At 26.3% G+C, this 15,498-nt stretch carries 13 protein-coding genes, 2 tRNA genes and 1 other RNA gene; all 16 read left to right on the top strand.

Features of this window, described 5'->3' with window-relative positions:
- Positions 1 to 1,137 precede the first annotated feature (1,137 nt).
- The 16 genes from SLY_RS02125 (at position 1,138) to SLY_RS02055 (ending at position 15,430) form a co-directional block, all read left to right on the top strand.
- Positions 1,138 to 2,226: a DNA-methyltransferase gene (locus tag SLY_RS02125; protein WP_015637976.1), complete on the top strand. Its 1,089-nt coding sequence runs from the start codon at positions 1,138 to 1,140 to the stop codon at positions 2,224 to 2,226.
- Between the two features lie 112 nt (positions 2,227 to 2,338).
- A complete protein-coding gene (locus SLY_RS02120) occupies positions 2,339 to 2,899 on the top strand; it encodes a hypothetical protein (protein ID WP_015637974.1) in 561 nt (186 codons plus the stop codon).
- A 331-nt stretch (positions 2,900 to 3,230) separates the two neighbouring features.
- Entirely contained in the window at positions 3,231 to 4,730 is a 1,500-nt protein-coding gene (locus SLY_RS02115) for a replicative DNA helicase (RefSeq protein WP_041784322.1), read from the top strand.
- 796 nt (positions 4,731 to 5,526) lie between these two features.
- Positions 5,527 to 5,906: RNase P RNA component class B (gene rnpB / locus SLY_RS04970), an RNA gene on the top strand.
- Between the two features lie 1,232 nt (positions 5,907 to 7,138).
- Entirely contained in the window at positions 7,139 to 8,128 is a 990-nt protein-coding gene (locus SLY_RS02110) for an NAD(P)H-dependent glycerol-3-phosphate dehydrogenase (protein WP_041784321.1), read from the top strand.
- 96 nt (positions 8,129 to 8,224) lie between these two features.
- The gene (locus SLY_RS02105; protein ID WP_012359145.1) at positions 8,225 to 8,509 is read left to right on the top strand and encodes an HU family DNA-binding protein; all 285 of its coding nucleotides are present in this window, start codon (positions 8,225 to 8,227) and stop codon (positions 8,507 to 8,509) included.
- A 135-nt stretch (positions 8,510 to 8,644) separates the two neighbouring features.
- On the top strand, positions 8,645 to 8,872 hold the full coding sequence (locus tag SLY_RS02100) for a hypothetical protein (RefSeq protein WP_012359144.1): 228 nt from the start codon (positions 8,645 to 8,647) through the stop codon (positions 8,870 to 8,872).
- 35 nt (positions 8,873 to 8,907) lie between these two features.
- Positions 8,908 to 9,807: a hypothetical protein gene (locus SLY_RS02095; RefSeq protein ID WP_015637968.1), complete on the top strand. Its 900-nt coding sequence runs from the start codon at positions 8,908 to 8,910 to the stop codon at positions 9,805 to 9,807.
- Positions 9,808 to 9,852: 45 nt separating this feature from the next.
- Complete coding sequence (rpmG, locus tag SLY_RS02090) at positions 9,853 to 10,002, top strand: 50S ribosomal protein L33 (protein WP_012359142.1); 150 nt, start codon at positions 9,853 to 9,855, stop codon at positions 10,000 to 10,002.
- A 61-nt stretch (positions 10,003 to 10,063) separates the two neighbouring features.
- Complete coding sequence (locus SLY_RS02085) at positions 10,064 to 11,326, top strand: aminopeptidase P family protein (RefSeq protein WP_015637967.1); 1,263 nt, start codon at positions 10,064 to 10,066, stop codon at positions 11,324 to 11,326.
- Positions 11,327 to 11,336: 10 nt separating this feature from the next.
- Positions 11,337 to 11,410 (top strand) — tRNA-Cys (locus SLY_RS02080).
- Between the two features lie 128 nt (positions 11,411 to 11,538).
- Positions 11,539 to 11,630 (top strand) — tRNA-Ser (locus SLY_RS02075).
- 196 nt (positions 11,631 to 11,826) lie between these two features.
- Positions 11,827 to 13,251, top strand: coding sequence for a proline--tRNA ligase (proS, locus tag SLY_RS02070; RefSeq protein ID WP_015637965.1), 1,425 nt, complete (start codon positions 11,827 to 11,829; stop codon positions 13,249 to 13,251).
- 106 nt (positions 13,252 to 13,357) lie between these two features.
- The gene (gene rpmH / locus SLY_RS02065; RefSeq protein WP_012359139.1) at positions 13,358 to 13,492 is read left to right on the top strand and encodes a 50S ribosomal protein L34; all 135 of its coding nucleotides are present in this window, start codon (positions 13,358 to 13,360) and stop codon (positions 13,490 to 13,492) included.
- Between the two features lie 148 nt (positions 13,493 to 13,640).
- Positions 13,641 to 13,988 (top strand): ribonuclease P protein component, encoded by a 348-nt coding sequence (rnpA, locus tag SLY_RS02060; protein ID WP_012359138.1) that lies wholly within the window; start codon positions 13,641 to 13,643, stop codon positions 13,986 to 13,988.
- Positions 13,989 to 14,119: 131 nt separating this feature from the next.
- Positions 14,120 to 15,430, top strand: a complete 1,311-nt coding sequence (locus SLY_RS02055) for a YidC/Oxa1 family membrane protein insertase (protein ID WP_235043296.1) — start codon at positions 14,120 to 14,122, stop codon at positions 15,428 to 15,430.
- The last annotated feature ends 68 nt before the right edge of the window (positions 15,431 to 15,498 follow it).

Raw genomic sequence — 15,498 nt, 5'->3', positions numbered from 1 at the left:
AAGAAAATTTATCGAGATTAATTAATCAATTTTTGAATTGATATTGAGTAATTTTTAAACATAGTGGTAAATTAATATTTTTTTTATATAAGCTATATACCCCTATTTAAATTGTACTCCAAATTATAGCTTTTGTCAAAAAAATATTTATTTTTAATCCAAAAATAACCAAATAAGTAAAGAAACAAATTACTTTAATTTGAACTATTTCCAAATTTTTCTTTTAGTTTTTTCCAAAAACTTTAAAATATTGTGATAATTTATAATTTTTTCAGATGAAAAATTTGTTTTTTTTAATAAAAAACTTATCTAATTTTTTAATAATTTTTAATTCCATTCAATTATGAATTGTTATTTATTAAAGTTTGGGATACAAACTCAATAAATTAACCCGATAAGCTTAAAAACCTAAAAGCATCAAAAAACAAAACCATTTAATGATATTTTTTTATTTATATCAACAAATCAACAAATCGTAAATAAACACAATTTAGACAAATTGCACCATATTTTGATTTGTTGCAGTTTTTTATTTGGCTATCTAAAACAAATATAGTATAGTCCTGAAAAATGGAGCTGATGAATAACAAAAGTATTTTTCCAAAATAATTATTAACACAGTTTATCCCTTTTTTTCGCTTGCTTCTAGTATTAGTTTTTTAATTTATAACAAATATTTCCTGTTTGGTTTTTTTATAATTTATGACATTGTTTTTTCAAAAACTTTTTAGACAAAATTTGAAAATTATTTTTTTGGTTTTAAAGTTTTTTTTAGAAGCCAAATTGTTTATAAATTCAAGAAAAAATTAACTCTTTTTAACCTTTTTTTATTTTTTTCTCGCAACAATAAACCAAAAATTAAACCCAAAAACAAGGAGGTTATTTTGCTGTACATTTTTTTAAGTAAAATGATAAAATAAAGTAGAAAATAATTTTTTTTATTATTCTTCATAATTTTTTTTGACTTATAGAGTGGAGGGATAAAGATTTATAAAATGATTTACAAAATATTTAAAAAAAGCAACTCTCTAATCAATGTAAAAATAAAAAAACATAGGGAGGCGAACAATTAAAATCACAAATTTATGCAAAATGAAAAAATATAATATAATAATTAAGAAGAAAGTGGTTTAAAAAATGAAAAATGTAACTTCTTTTGATACATTTTTAAACATCAAAAATGTCAAAGGCATAGATTTTATATTAAATTTTCTTCAAGTTCATAAAGGAACTATCAAACGTTGGGAAAAACAAAAATCAATTCCTAAAAATTATAATACATATTTTAAAAAAATGATTAAACAAATTGAAACCGAAGACTCAAATAGGGATATAGTAAAATTCCAAAATAATAATTTAACAAACAAAATCAATCCACTTGATACAACTGATTCTTTTTCATCAATCATTTTAGGTGATGTTTGCGAATCTTTAAACCAACTTCAAAATATTAAATTCAATATAATTATCGCCGATCCACCTTATAATATCGGCAAAAATTTTGGTAACAATCACGATTTATTAGAAATAGATGAGTATTTAAAATGGTCTTTGACTTGGATTAAACAATGCCTTAAATTATTGACCCCAGATGGTATTTTTTATATGTATGGTTTTCCTGAAATTTTGGCTCGTGTAGCAGCGAAATTTCCTTATGATAAACAAAGAATTTTGGCTTGGCATTATACTAACAAAAACATGCCTTCTTGTAGTTTTTGGCAACGTTCTTATGAATCCATTTTATGTCTTTGGAATAACGAAAAACCAAAAATTAATATCGACCAAATTAGAGAACCTTATACTTCCAATTTTTTGAAATATGATGGAAAAAAAAGAAATGGCACTTTAGGCCGTTTTGGCAATTCCGAAACTTTATATCGCGTAAACGAAAAAGGAGCTCTTCCGCGTGATATCATCAAAGTTCCTGCTTTGGCGGGTGGTGCAGGCTTTAAAGAACGGTTCTTTTTGTGTAAAACTTGTGATTGTAAAATTTTTAGATCCAAAGAACTAAAAAACCACCAATCCCCTCATCAAACTATTATTCATCCTACCCAAAAACCTCAAATGTTAACTAATAAATTAATTGATTCAGTGATTATGAAAAATCAAAAAGGCAATGTTTTAATCCCTTTTGCTGGCTCAGGTTCAGAATGTTTAGTTGCCAAAAAGAAAAACTTAAATTATATCGGCATCGAAATAACCCCCCGATTATGTAATGTTAATTAAGGAAGTGTTAAAAAATTCATAAAATGTATAAATTAAATTCAGATATGGTAAATAATTTAAAAAAATATTTAACAAAATATCATCAACTTTTTGATTATCGTAGATGCAGTAGTTGGCAAGTAGTTGGCAGTTAAAAGAATTAATTTTTAAAAGTATTAAAGACGTCCTTTCGAATACTGTTTCTGTTGCATGGAACGACAATAAAACTAAACAAAACAAAACTAAACAATATTGTGATATTTTAATTAATAACGAGATACAAATTAAAATTAAATCAGGACAGATAGATAAATCAAAACAAAAATTAACCCTTTCTGGTTATCGTTTGGGAAGATTTGGAAATGATGAAAAGAAAATCACTGAGTTTATTAACGGAAACGATTCTTCTATAATTACTGTTCCATATCACAAGAACAAAGAAAAAGAACAAATAGATGAAAGGCATATTTATCAGATTTATTATTTACCGAAAGACATTTTAAAAATAAGCGAACAAGAAAAAAATAATTGGAAAAAAAAGAAAAATAATAAATTTTTAACTAATGAAAAAGGAGTAAAATTTAAAATTGTATCTAGTATGAGTTGCCAAGTATGGTGGACTATTCCTTTGAAATTAATTGAAGAAAAAAGTGAGATTTTAAAAATTCCATCTTTCATTCCAACCAAGCAATAACACACCTTTTATACAAAGAAATTCAATCTCCAATTGCAATAAACAAGAAATGAAGAAAACTTAAATTAAAATTAAGTGTCATTTAAAATCACAATTAACAAAAACTTAAATACTTTAAAGCAACTTTTTTTGTCCCTTAATGACGTTTAAAATAATTATTTGAAGTTTTTTAAATATTAAACTATATTTTAAAATGTTTTAAAAGTCAATATTTTTGATTTAAAAAAATATTATTTAAAACTAAAATTAAATAAATAATTTAGTATCTTTTCAAATTAAAAAAGTGAAAATTCATTAAAAATTAAAAATAAAAAATAAGGAGATTAAAAAAATGCTAACTAACGAACAAAAAGCCCTAATCCAAATTGTCGATTACATTAAACAAGAAGAATGGAAACGCTTAGAATTTTATTGTCAAATAGTTAACCCTAAACACTTACAAGACCCATTAAACCAAAAAATCTTTAATGCTTTAAAATATTTAAATCTTGAAGGACCATTTTCTCGCTCTTTGAACAGAAAGAAAACCAGACAATTTATTATATCCGAATTATTGACTTATTTACAGAAACATTATCCTCAAGAAAACATCACTGCAAATCACCTCATTTTTTTAGATACTGATGCTTCCTCGATTGACAATACTCACCTACTAGTCAATTTAAAACATACATACACCCAAACTCAACTTTATCAACAATTTTTAACAATCTTGAGACCTTCTTCTTTGGAAGGATACCCTCCTCATCTTGTAGATTCACACATAAAAGAAATATTTGCCAAACTAAAAGAGTTCATCTTACTCATTCCTAATGAATCCGATAAAGACCGTTTTACTCTTAAACAATCAATTTCTTCAAATCCTGAATTTTTATCCCCTGATGTTTCTGCTAAACAAACAATCCAAGAAGAATATTATCGTTTATCCGACAATTTTGAAATGTTAAACAAAAACACTAAAGGATTTAAAAAAGGTCAAGTTATCACAATCGGAGGTTATACAGGCTTAGGAAAAACTACTTTTGTCTATAATTTATTACTAGATTTAGCCCAAACCAGGATTAAAGAATCCAAAGAACAACCACATATGGTCGTTTTTTCATACGAAATGACTTGGAAAGAAAACTTAATCCGCCTATTAGCGCATCATACCCAAATTCCTTTAAATGTTATTTTGGATAAAGACTTTGACCCTCAAGCAACCGATATTACGCCAAGTATTTATATCGAAAGGATGGAATCTGCAAATCGTTTATTTACTCACCTTAATTTAACTTTTAATTATGACAAATCCAAAAGCATTAATTACATTGTCAATTTACTTTATCGCCTTCATTTAGAGAAAAAAGTAGATATTGTCGTAATCGACTATATCCAAATCATAAAATCAACTAAACATTTAGAAAACGACCGCTTAGCAATTGATGAAATCATGAAAAAAATCAAAGAACTCGCAACCAAATTAGAAATTATTATTATTTTATCACAATTTTATAGAGACATTTACAGCAATTACCAAGGTGAATCCCCTGAAATAACCACTTTAAAAGGTTCTGGAGGCATTGAGACAAACTCGGATATTGTTTTAATAATGTCTGAATTCAACCCCAAAACATCCAAAGATAAAGAAAAACTTATTTCTTCCAATAACGAAACTGTAAGTCAATTATACAAAGATGCAAGAGGAAAAGATAACCAAAAAATTATTGAGGTCAACATCGAAAAAAACCGTAGTGGCAGTAAACAAACTTTAGTTTATCACTTCGATATGGAAACGCAAACATTTAAGGAAGTAGGTTTTGTTGTCCCCCGCCAAATAGACACCAACTAAGGAGTAAACAAATGAATATTCAAGACAAAATCAAATACATTAAAAATAACTCCACGATGATTGTTTTATTAATCACATTTTGAAATCTCAATTATTCTTTAAAATTTAAAATCAACGAGATATTTCCATATCTTTTCAAAATAAAAAATTAAGGTAAAAAAATTAAAAATTTATTAAGAAAATAAAAAGAAAAACATTTTATCTTATATTTATTATTTTGCTTGATAAAACTTTCATTAACATAACTTTTTTCCCCTGTTTGGCTTTTTTTAATTTATGACATTGTTTTTTCAAAAACTTTTTAGACAAAATTTGAAAATTATTTTTTTTGGTTTTAAAGTTTTTTTAGAAGCCAAATTGTTTATAAATTCAAGAAAAAATTAACTCTTTTTAACCTTTTTTTTATTTTTTTCTCGCAACAATAAACCAAAAAACAAGGAGGTTATTTTGCTGTAAATTTTTTTAAGTAAAATGATAAAATAAAGTAGAAAATATTTTTTTCATTATTCTTCATAATTTTTTTTGACTTATAGAGTGGAGGGATAAAGATTTACAAAATATCTAAAAAAGCAACTCTCTAATTTCTTCAAATTCTTCCCATTGCGAAACTAAATGATTTTTGTTTTAAAGTTTAAAAACCAAAATAAGGTGGCTATCCCCCTTATTCATCTTTAGTTAATGAATGTTTCAAACACATAAAAAACACAAACCTCAACCCCCATTTTTCAGAACTATATTCATTTAAAAAAAGTTTTTTTAACATATTGATTAATTATTTGATAAAATAAAAGAGGTCGATGGAAGGTGATCGAGGTTTAAAAACTTTATTGTTTTTTTAAACTTAGGAAAGTCCATGTTAGCACATGCTGCGATTGCATGTAGTGTTTGTGTCTAAGGAATAAATAACTTAGAGTGCTTTCGCAAGAAAACAACGGCGTTTTCGGTTTCTAAGGGTCTATTTTATGTAAATCTATGAAACGAAAACTTAAAAGTGTCACAGAGACGAGCTAATTAGAAATAATTAGGTGAAACGCGATAAACCCCTCAAGCTAACAACCCAAAATAATGGTAGGGGCATGTAATTCAACAAAATGAAGTTAGGATTACATTACTTTTTTAGTAGAAGATAAATGATCACGCTTGTTTTTTAACAAGAACAAAACATGGCTTATGCACATTGACCCTTTTTTAAAGAATTTTTAAATTTATTATTTACGCTTGTATAAAGAAATTCATTTTATTTTTCTATCCGGTATTTTTTTATAAATCTAATAAATTATGAAAATTTAGCATTTAGTATTTTTTTCACAATGATGAGTTTCATTTCATTTTTTTATTTTCAAGTGTTTATATTTTCAATTTTCAAAAAATAATAAAATAATAAATTATAAAAAATTGTTATTTCTTAGCGAACTTAAATAATTATTTTTTCATTTGTTTTATTATATTTTAGTTTTTTTGATATTATTTGAAAAATTTATTAGTTGGAAAATATTTGAGTAAAAATATTCAAATTAATCAATTTTTTCAAGTTTTTGATATAAAAATAAATTATGCTTTGTTTTTTTATCAATTTGAAATTTTTTTTGGTTCAATTAAGCCAATAATTTTTTTAAGGATTGCATTTTTTCTTTTTAACTTTCTTTTTTGAAAACTTTGTTTTATTATTCTTTTATGTTTATGTTTATGAAAAAATTAATTATTTCTTGAGCTCTAACTGCCAAATTATTATTAATAATTAAAAAATAATTAGTGGCGCTTATTTTTAAACTGTGTTTTATCTATCTTTTGCAAAATTTTTGCAAAATGAAGTATTTCAAATTTAAATACTTAAAACTCACTTTAAATTAAATTCAATTTAGTTTGTGGTTTTATTTGTATTAATTTGAAAACAGATACCAAACAGCAAAAAACCGTGCCTGAAACAAAAAACATTTTTAATTAAAACATATTTCATTATTATTTAAACTGTTTTTTTATATAATTATTTTTTTTATAAGTAAATAAAAAAACCATTTTCACATTTTAAGACTTAATTAAATTTCCTAATAAACTCCTTTAATTGGTGAAAAATTACATTTATAAATAATAAACTTAAATCCCAGAAAAAGTTAATAAACGACTTTATTCCTCAAAAATTTGCAAATCCATACAAAATCGAAAAAATTAAAAAAATATTTCCTTCTTCTTCCCTGTTCATCAATTAATTAAAAAAATTATATTTTTGAATAATGAATACTTAAAACCAACAAAAAAATTATAAAATAATCAAATCAATTTAAGTAATATCAAAAAAACCAATTTCCAAGCGGAAAAGTAAAGTTATAGAAATACAAAAAGAATTTAAAAAAATTATTTTTTTCTTTTTTTAAATATACAATATTTTTTTTGGAAAGAATTTGAACATTATGCATATTACAATAATTGGCGGTGGAGCTTGGGGAGCAACTTTGGCTCAAGTTTTGACCGATAACAACCATCAAGTTTTAGTTTATGATCTTAACAAAAATTATATTAATCGCATTAATCAAGGCATGCATTCTATTTTTGACCTTCCTTTAAAAAATATTCAATCAACTTCTGATTTAGAAATATCCTTGCTTTATTCTGATTTATTAGTTTTGGCGGTCCCTACAAAAGCTATGCGACAAGTTTTGCAACAGATTGCTTTATTATCTAAAACTCCTAAATCTTTTGTTAACGTTTCTAAAGGAATTGAACCGTCAACTTTTTTCCGCGTTTCTCAAATTGTGAATCAAATTATCCCTCCTTCTCTTTTGCAAAATTACGCTTCTTTGATGGGTCCTTCTCACGCTGAAGAAGTTATATTAAGAAAAGTAACCCTTTTAACTGCTGCCTCTTCTCATTTATCTTTTGCCACCGAAATTCAAAAAATTTTTTCTAACCCCATCTATTTAAAAATCTATACCTCTTCTGATTTGGTTGGTAATGAAGTTTGTAGTGCTTTAAAAAATGTTTTGGCTTTAATTAATGGTATTTTAGTTGCTAAAGGGTTTGGAATCAATTCTCAAGCTGCCTTAATAAGTCGTGGAATCGTTGAAATGTCTCGTTTAGTAACTTTTTATCATGGTAATTTTAAAACAGTTTTGGGATTGCCTGGTTTAGGTGATTTAATCGTGACTGCCTTTAGTACACATTCCAGAAACTTTTCAGCCGGTCAAAAAATTGGCGCTGGAAAAACTTATGAACAAATCATGTCTGAATCAGATCAAGTGATTGAAGGATTTCAAAGTCTTGTTGCTTTTTATCAATTGCAATCAAAACATCAACTTGATTTGCCGCTTATTAAAGCCGCTTATCAATTGATTTATGAATGTAGGCCTTTTGAATTAGTTTTTGATGAATTAATGCAGAGACCTTTTAAGTCCGATTGTTAAAAAAAAGAAAAAAATGCAATAATTTTTTGTTTTTGCTTGCAATTTTTTTTTTTGATGTTATAATAATTACGTAATTTAAAAGAAAGGAAAGAAAAAATGAATACATTAGACTTTTTGAAAATATTAGCAGAAAAACATAATGTTAGCCAAAAAGAAGCTGCCAAAATTTTAGATAGCTTTGTTGCAGCAATTTATGAAAGCGTTCAATCATTTGAAGAAAATGAAAAACTTACTTTAACTGGTTTTGGCACTTTCGGAGCTAAACAAAGAACTACTCGCCAAGGAAAAAACCCAAGAACTGGCGAAACTATTGATATTCCAGCTAAAAAAGTTCCTGTTTTTAAATTTAGTAAAAATTTCAAAGATGTTTTTGTTTCCTAAAAAAACCAGTTATTAGTTTTTGAATATCTTTTTTGTTAAAAAAAACAAACTAAAAAAAGTTTGTTTTTTTTATTATTTTATTTTTTTTGAACGTTTTATAAGTAAATTTTCATTTTTTAAGAAGGTAGGTTATCTGTGGCAAAAACTTTTCCAAAAACTTATTTAATCGGGGAAAGAGCGAGAGTTGAAAACGAAAAAGAAATAGCAGTTATTACCCGCATTGACTTTGAAAGAGGATTTATTTATTTATTATTTAAAAGAATGAGAGAAGAAAAATATCCTTTTCCTCAAGCTTTAGAACAAAATATTGTGAAACCGATAATATCGAAACAACACCGCAAACCTTTAGTTTTTAATAGTTAATTTTTTAGTTTTTGTGATTACAAAGAGGAAACGATATGTTTATTAAAAATAAAATAAAAAAAATAGCTTTTTGTAATTATTTTAAAAACCCTGATATTGTTTTCCTTTTTCTATTCCTTTGCATTTCTTTAATGATTCTTTGTTTCTTTCGTGATTTTAATAAATCATCAGATAAAGGTAAACATTATTTTGATAATAGTCATAATGCACCCTCTGATTATCCTCATTTCGTTAAGGATGGAATTTTAGATTATAATATAAGTGGTTATTTTCCTGGTCACAATACTTTCATAAAAATGTATTTTTATTTTACTTATCAAAGTAATTTATTTGTTTTAATTATTTATGCTTTGTTTTTTACAAAAGTTCGCCAGAAAAAGTGGTATCAGTATCTTATTTTTATGTGTTTGATTAGTATTTTGATGACAGGTTTTATTTATCATATTATTATTGATAAATTTAAACATTTTACAAAATTTGATTGGGAACTTAAATATATTATTTCACATTTACAACATACCATCATCCCTTTAACTTATTTGTATTTTTATTTTTTTGTTAATACTTTTGCAATTCCTTATAAAAAAATATGGGTGGGTTATCTTCATGCTTTGTTTTATATGGTTATACTCAGTTCAATCGCTTATTTAAAAATGATACCTTATTATAGCGAATTTAAACTAGACCAACCGATTATCACCAATAAAGATGATGTAAAAAGAGATCCTTTTAGACTATTTCCTTATGTTTTTTTCTCCCCTTTCTGTGATGATCCTACAAAAGAATTACCTAAAAAAAGTCATCGTTTTGTTTTTAAAGGTTATGCCCCTGTTTTTAAATTATTTTTCATTCTTTTTTGTTTCATTTCTTTAATGATGTATTTTCTTTTATGGTCAAAGAAGAAAATGGTTTTCCGTAAAACAAAGAAATTATAACTTTTATTTTGCATTTTTAATATAAAATTTATTAAGGAGGAAAAAATGCGTGATTTATTAAAACTAGTTTGCACTGATTGCAAAAGAGAAAATTATCATACTGATAAAAATAAGAAAAAAACTACTAGTCGTTTAGAGTTAAAAAAATATTGTCCTTTTTCTAGAACGAACGTTTTGCATCGCGAAAAAAAATAATTTTTTCTTTTTGAGATTTAATATGATTAATTTTATCATTTTTTAAGGGAGATAAGCTTTTATGTTTTTACAAAATAGAGACAACTTGATTCAAAAAATGGAACAAAACACAGCTGCTGTATTTTTTTCTGGTAAAAAGATTGTGAAAAGTGGTGATCAATTTTTCCCTTTTGAAGTCGATCATAATTTTTATTATTTAACAGGAATTAATCAACCTAATTCAATTTTATTCATTAAAAAAACTGCTTCCGGTTCTCAAGTGTTTTTATTTTTAGATGAACGCGACCCGCAAAAAGCTTTATGGGATGGCGATCTTTTAAGTTTTTCTGAAGCTTCTAAAATATCTTGCCTTAAAGAAGAAAAGATTCAAAAAAATACCCTTTTTAATTCTTTTTTATTAGAAACCATCAACCCTTTAAGAAGTTTTTCCACTGCTTCGATTGATGCTTTTTATTTTGATTTATCAAGTAGCTCCCGTAATTTAACACAAGAAAATAATCAAGCTTTAATGTTTTGTCAAAAACTTTTGTCTTTGTATCCTTTTTTAAAAATTAAAAACAGCTCTCCTTTTTTATTGGCTTTGCGTCAATCTAAAAATCTTTATGAACAAACCCAAATTAAAAAAGCTTTAGAAATCAACGCTCAAGCCTTAACTCAACTAATGACTCAAATTAAACCTTTAAATAATGAAAATGATGTAGCTTCTTTTTTCCGTTATTTTTTAGAAAAAAACCAAACCAAAGAAGCTTTTGATACTATTGCTGCCTCAGGCAAAAATGCTTTGGTTTTACATTATATTCGCAATTCTGCGCAATTAAATCATAATGAAGTTTTGTTATTTGATGCGGGAGTTAATTATAATCATTACTCTTCTGATATTACTCGTTGTTATCCTATTGGTGGCGTTTTTACTCCTTTTCAAAAGCAAATTTATAATTTAGTTTTAAAAGCCAATAAAGCAATTATCTCTTTTGTAAGACCGCATCACACCTTAGCACAATTAAATCACTATGGTAAAAATATTTTAGCAGAAGGCTTGAAAGAGTTATCTCTTTGGCAAGAAAACGACCGTATTGATAATTATTGTTATCATGGTTTATGTCATCATTTAGGACTAGACGTTCATGACGTTTGTAATTATTCTGATATTATTGGAGAAAACAGTGTTATCACTGTGGAACCAGGTCTTTATTTCCAAAAATTTAATCTCGGCATTAGAATCGAAGACGATATTTTAGTGACTAAAAATGGTGCAATTAATTTATCTCAAAAAATCCCTAAAGAAATTACAGAAATTGAAGCTTTAATGAAATCTTTTTGTTAATTTTTTTTGTGGCCCTGTAGCCAAGTGGTAAGGCATGGCTCTGCAAAAGCTTGATCATCGGTTCAAATCCGTTCAGGGCCTCCATTTATTTTTATTTTCTGTATATTCTATTTTTATTTGAGGTATATTTTTTTATTTAATTATTTTTTATACCTTTCTTATATTAGTTATTTGTGATTTTTATTTTTCCAATTTTTATCTAATCTAATTGAGGAGTAGTACTCAAGTGGCTATAAGAGGCGTCCCTGCTAAGGACGTAGTCCGAGAAATCGGTGCAAGGGTTCGAATCCCTTCTGCTCCGCCATTAATTTTATTTTTAAAACTTTTTGAAATTTTTTTGTTTTTAAAAAAATAAATATTTCAATAAAATTATTTAAGCGATTTAATTTTTTAATTATTTATTTTTTTTATTTCACATCGGATACATGCTTTTAAAAAGCGATAATAACACCAAGGAATAATTTTTTCCTTCAAAATAACTATATAAAGGTTATAGAAAAATGAAATCAATTAAACGAGTAGAAAAAGTCACTTCACACTTATCTGATTTTGGTCAATGGTATACAGATATTTGCTTAAAGGCTGAATTAATAGCGTATTCAGATGTTAAAGGATTTATTATTTATTTGCCTTATGGTTATGCCTTGTGGGAAAATATTCAAAAATATCTTAATTATGAATTCCAAAAAACAGGACACCAAAATGTGTATTTTCCTTTAGTGTTTTCTGAAAAGCTTTTTCAAAAAGAAAAAGACCATATTCAAGGTTTTTCACCCGAAGCGGCTATGATTACTTCTACTGGTCAAAAAGAATTATTTGAAAAACTTGTTATCCGTCCGACTTCAGAAGTTTTATTTTCGCAATATTACGCCAAAATTATTAGTTCTTACCGTGATTTGCCTAAGTTATATAATCAATTTTGCAACGTTGTTCGTTGGGAAAAAGCAACCAAACCTTTTTTACGTGGCAAAGAATTTTTATGGCAAGAAGGTCATACTGTTCATGCTACTGAAAAAGAAGCACTTGATCAAACTTTGTTTGCGATTCAACTTTACGAAAAATTAGGCAAGGAACTTTTAGCCCTTCCTTTTGTTTGTGGTCGCAAAACTGAAAAGGAAAAATTTGCCGGTGCTTTAATTACTTATTCTATTGAAGCTTTAATGCAAGATGGTCAAGCTTTACAAGCAGGAACCTCTCATTATTTAGGCACTAATTTCGCTCAATCATTTCAAATTCAATTTCAAGATCAAGATCATCAAAATAAATATGTTCATCAAACTTCTTGGGGTGTTTCAACACGACTAATTGGAGCTTTAATTATGGTTCACAGTGATGATGAAGGCTTAATTTTGCCTCCTTATATCGCTCCCATTCAAATTGTTATTATCCCTTTACAACCTAAAAATGAATTGGTTCAAGCAGAAGCTAAAAAAATCTTTGATGACTTAAAAACAACTTATCGTGTTCATTTGGATTTACAAAATAAAACCCCTGGTTGGAAATTTAGTCAATACGAACTTAAAGGAGTCCCTTTGAGGATTGAAATTGGCGCGCGTGATTTAGCCCAAGGAGAAGTAACTATTTTCCAAAGGTATAATAATTCTAAGAATAATTTTTCCAAAAACACTTTCAAAGCAGAAATCCCTAAATTATTAAAAACTATTCATGATAAAATGTATCAAAAAGCCCAAAACCATTTAGAGGCCAACCGAAGACAAGCAAGCACTTATCAAGAATTTAAAGATCATCTGCAAAAAAAAGGTTATGTGGCGATGAGTATTTCAGGTATGGATGCTGAAATAAAAATCAAAGAAGAAACCGGAGCAACCGCAAGAGTTATTTTAGAGACTCCTTTAATCACTCCTAATTGTCCTGTTACCGACAAAAAAGCTATTCAAACAGTTTTATTTGCTAAATCTTATTAAAATTTTTTTATCTTGTTTTTATTTTTTAAACATTTTATCTTATTTTTTTTTTAAGCTTTAACTATTCTAAAAAAAACTGCATTAAATAAATAGAAAGAGATTTTTTATGAAAAGAACGTATCAACCTAGCAAAATTAAAAGAAAAAGAACCCATGGCTTTAGAGCTAGAATGGCAACTGTTGGAGGTTGCAAAGTTCTTGCTCGCAGAAGAGCTAAAGGAAGAGCCCAATTAGCTCTTTAATTACAAAGCTATTTATCTTCCTTTTTTCTTTATTTTACAATAACTTAAACATAATTTAAACTTAAAAACTTAATTATTATTTCTTGGTTTTTCGGAATAAACTATTTTTTTTTAGTTTACAAATTGCTATTTTAGGAACATTAAGAAAATGAAAAGAAAATATATTCTTAAAAAAGAAAGCGAAATTACAGCTGTTTTCCGTTCAAAAAAAAGATGTGGCAATTCTTCTTTTATAATTTATTATTCAAAACAAAATGTTAATACTTATTTTAAATTTGCTTTAAGTGTTGGTAAAAAGTACGGTAAAGCTCACGAAAGAAACTTAATCAAAAGACGTTTAAGAGCAATTATTAGAAATTACTCTTCCAACCTTAACCCTGCATTTTTTTTTGTCATTGTCATCAAACCGCCAGCGAAAAATTTAACTTTTCAACAATTAAAAACTACATTTGCTAAATTTGCTTCCAAAATTAATTTATTACTTTCAAATAACTAAAATAAAAGGATTGACTAAAAATAAGTATGAAAAATATTTCTTTTAAAAAAAATTTATTTTTTCCCCTTTTTCTTTCTTTAACTTTATTTTTATTGTTTTTTTGGCCTTCTGTAAAAATGAAGATCAACATTTTGCAAAAAGTAAAAATTGAGAATGACATTTTTTTTGTTTATACTCTTAATGATAAACATCAAGACATCAAAATAGATACAAAAACCAATTATGATAAGTGGAAGGATTCCCAAGAAAAAGAAAAGCGTTTTTTCATCGGCAGAAAAAAGTTTAACATTAATGTTTCAGAACCAGAAAATAAAGATCCCAAACAATTACCTTTTGCTTTTAAAGGTAATCCAGAATCCAAAGACAAAGTTGAAATTATCAAAAAATTATTAACTGTTCCTGCTGGCACTAACATTCGATATATAAAAGATAAAAAATTCGAAAAATTAAGAGATCTTTTGGATTTTAAAGAGGGAACCAATCACACTTTAACAAATATATTTCACAATTTGGAAGACACTAAAGGATCCGAAGCAAAACTAAAACAAATTTCTTCTGATAAGCCGTTAGAATTAAAATCAAAATTCACATTACAAGAGGGAAAAAACGAAGAAATCATTTTTTTCGTTACTAATGTTTCTTTACCCATTCAATTTCCTCAATACCTTGAATGGAGTGCTTTTGGATATTTGTGGAATGTTTTAATTGTTTCCGTTGGCTCTTTTTTATATTTCTTTTCCTATCCTTTCGCTTCTTTAGGCTTAGGAATTATTTTAACTACAATTTTATTTCGAACTCTTACTTGGCCTATTTATACCAAAACCACTACTTTTACTATGAATATGAATTTAATCCAACCTGAAATTGAAAAAGTAAAACAAAAATACGCTTTGCAATCAGACCCCGCTTCTGCTCAGAAAATGCAGTTAGAAATTTTGAAAGTTTATCGTAAAAATAATTTTAGTTTTTGGGGTTTTTTAGTTTCTTTTTTACAACTTCCTTTATTTATTTCTATTAATCAAACTCTTGGACGTTTTATTGTTCCTGGAGGTATTTTTGAAACTGATAAATTAATTGAAAAACCTTTTTTAGGTTTTATTAAATTCAATCAACCCAATCATTGGTTTGTTGTTTCTTTATTATCTTTTTTAGTTGGATTGACTATGTTTTTTTTAAATAAAGTTAGTTTTAAAAAACCCGATTATTTAAAAAAACCTACTCATCATTTAACTTTAGAACAAAAAGAAAAAGCGAAACAATCCGAAAAAACAATGAAAATTATGAGTTGGTTTATGATTTTGATGATGGTTTTGTTTTCTTGTTCTAACCCTATCTTGTCTTTATATTGGATTGTTGGTAATACTTATACTATTTTTCAAACCTTAATTACAAGAAAAAACATGGAAAAAAAATATTTCTTATTGAAAAATAAATCCCTTTAATGAATAGACAATAAATCTTTTTTTATTGTCTATTATATTTTTTTTATTTTTTTTAAAAAAAAGTGTTT

The organism is Strawberry lethal yellows phytoplasma (CPA) str. NZSb11 (genome assembly GCF_000397185.1).
Taxonomy (GTDB): Bacteria; Bacillota_I; Bacilli_A; order Acholeplasmatales; family Acholeplasmataceae; genus Phytoplasma; species Phytoplasma australiense.
Note: the sequence above shows the minus strand (reverse complement) of the source record. Positions and strands in the feature narration are given on the sequence as shown.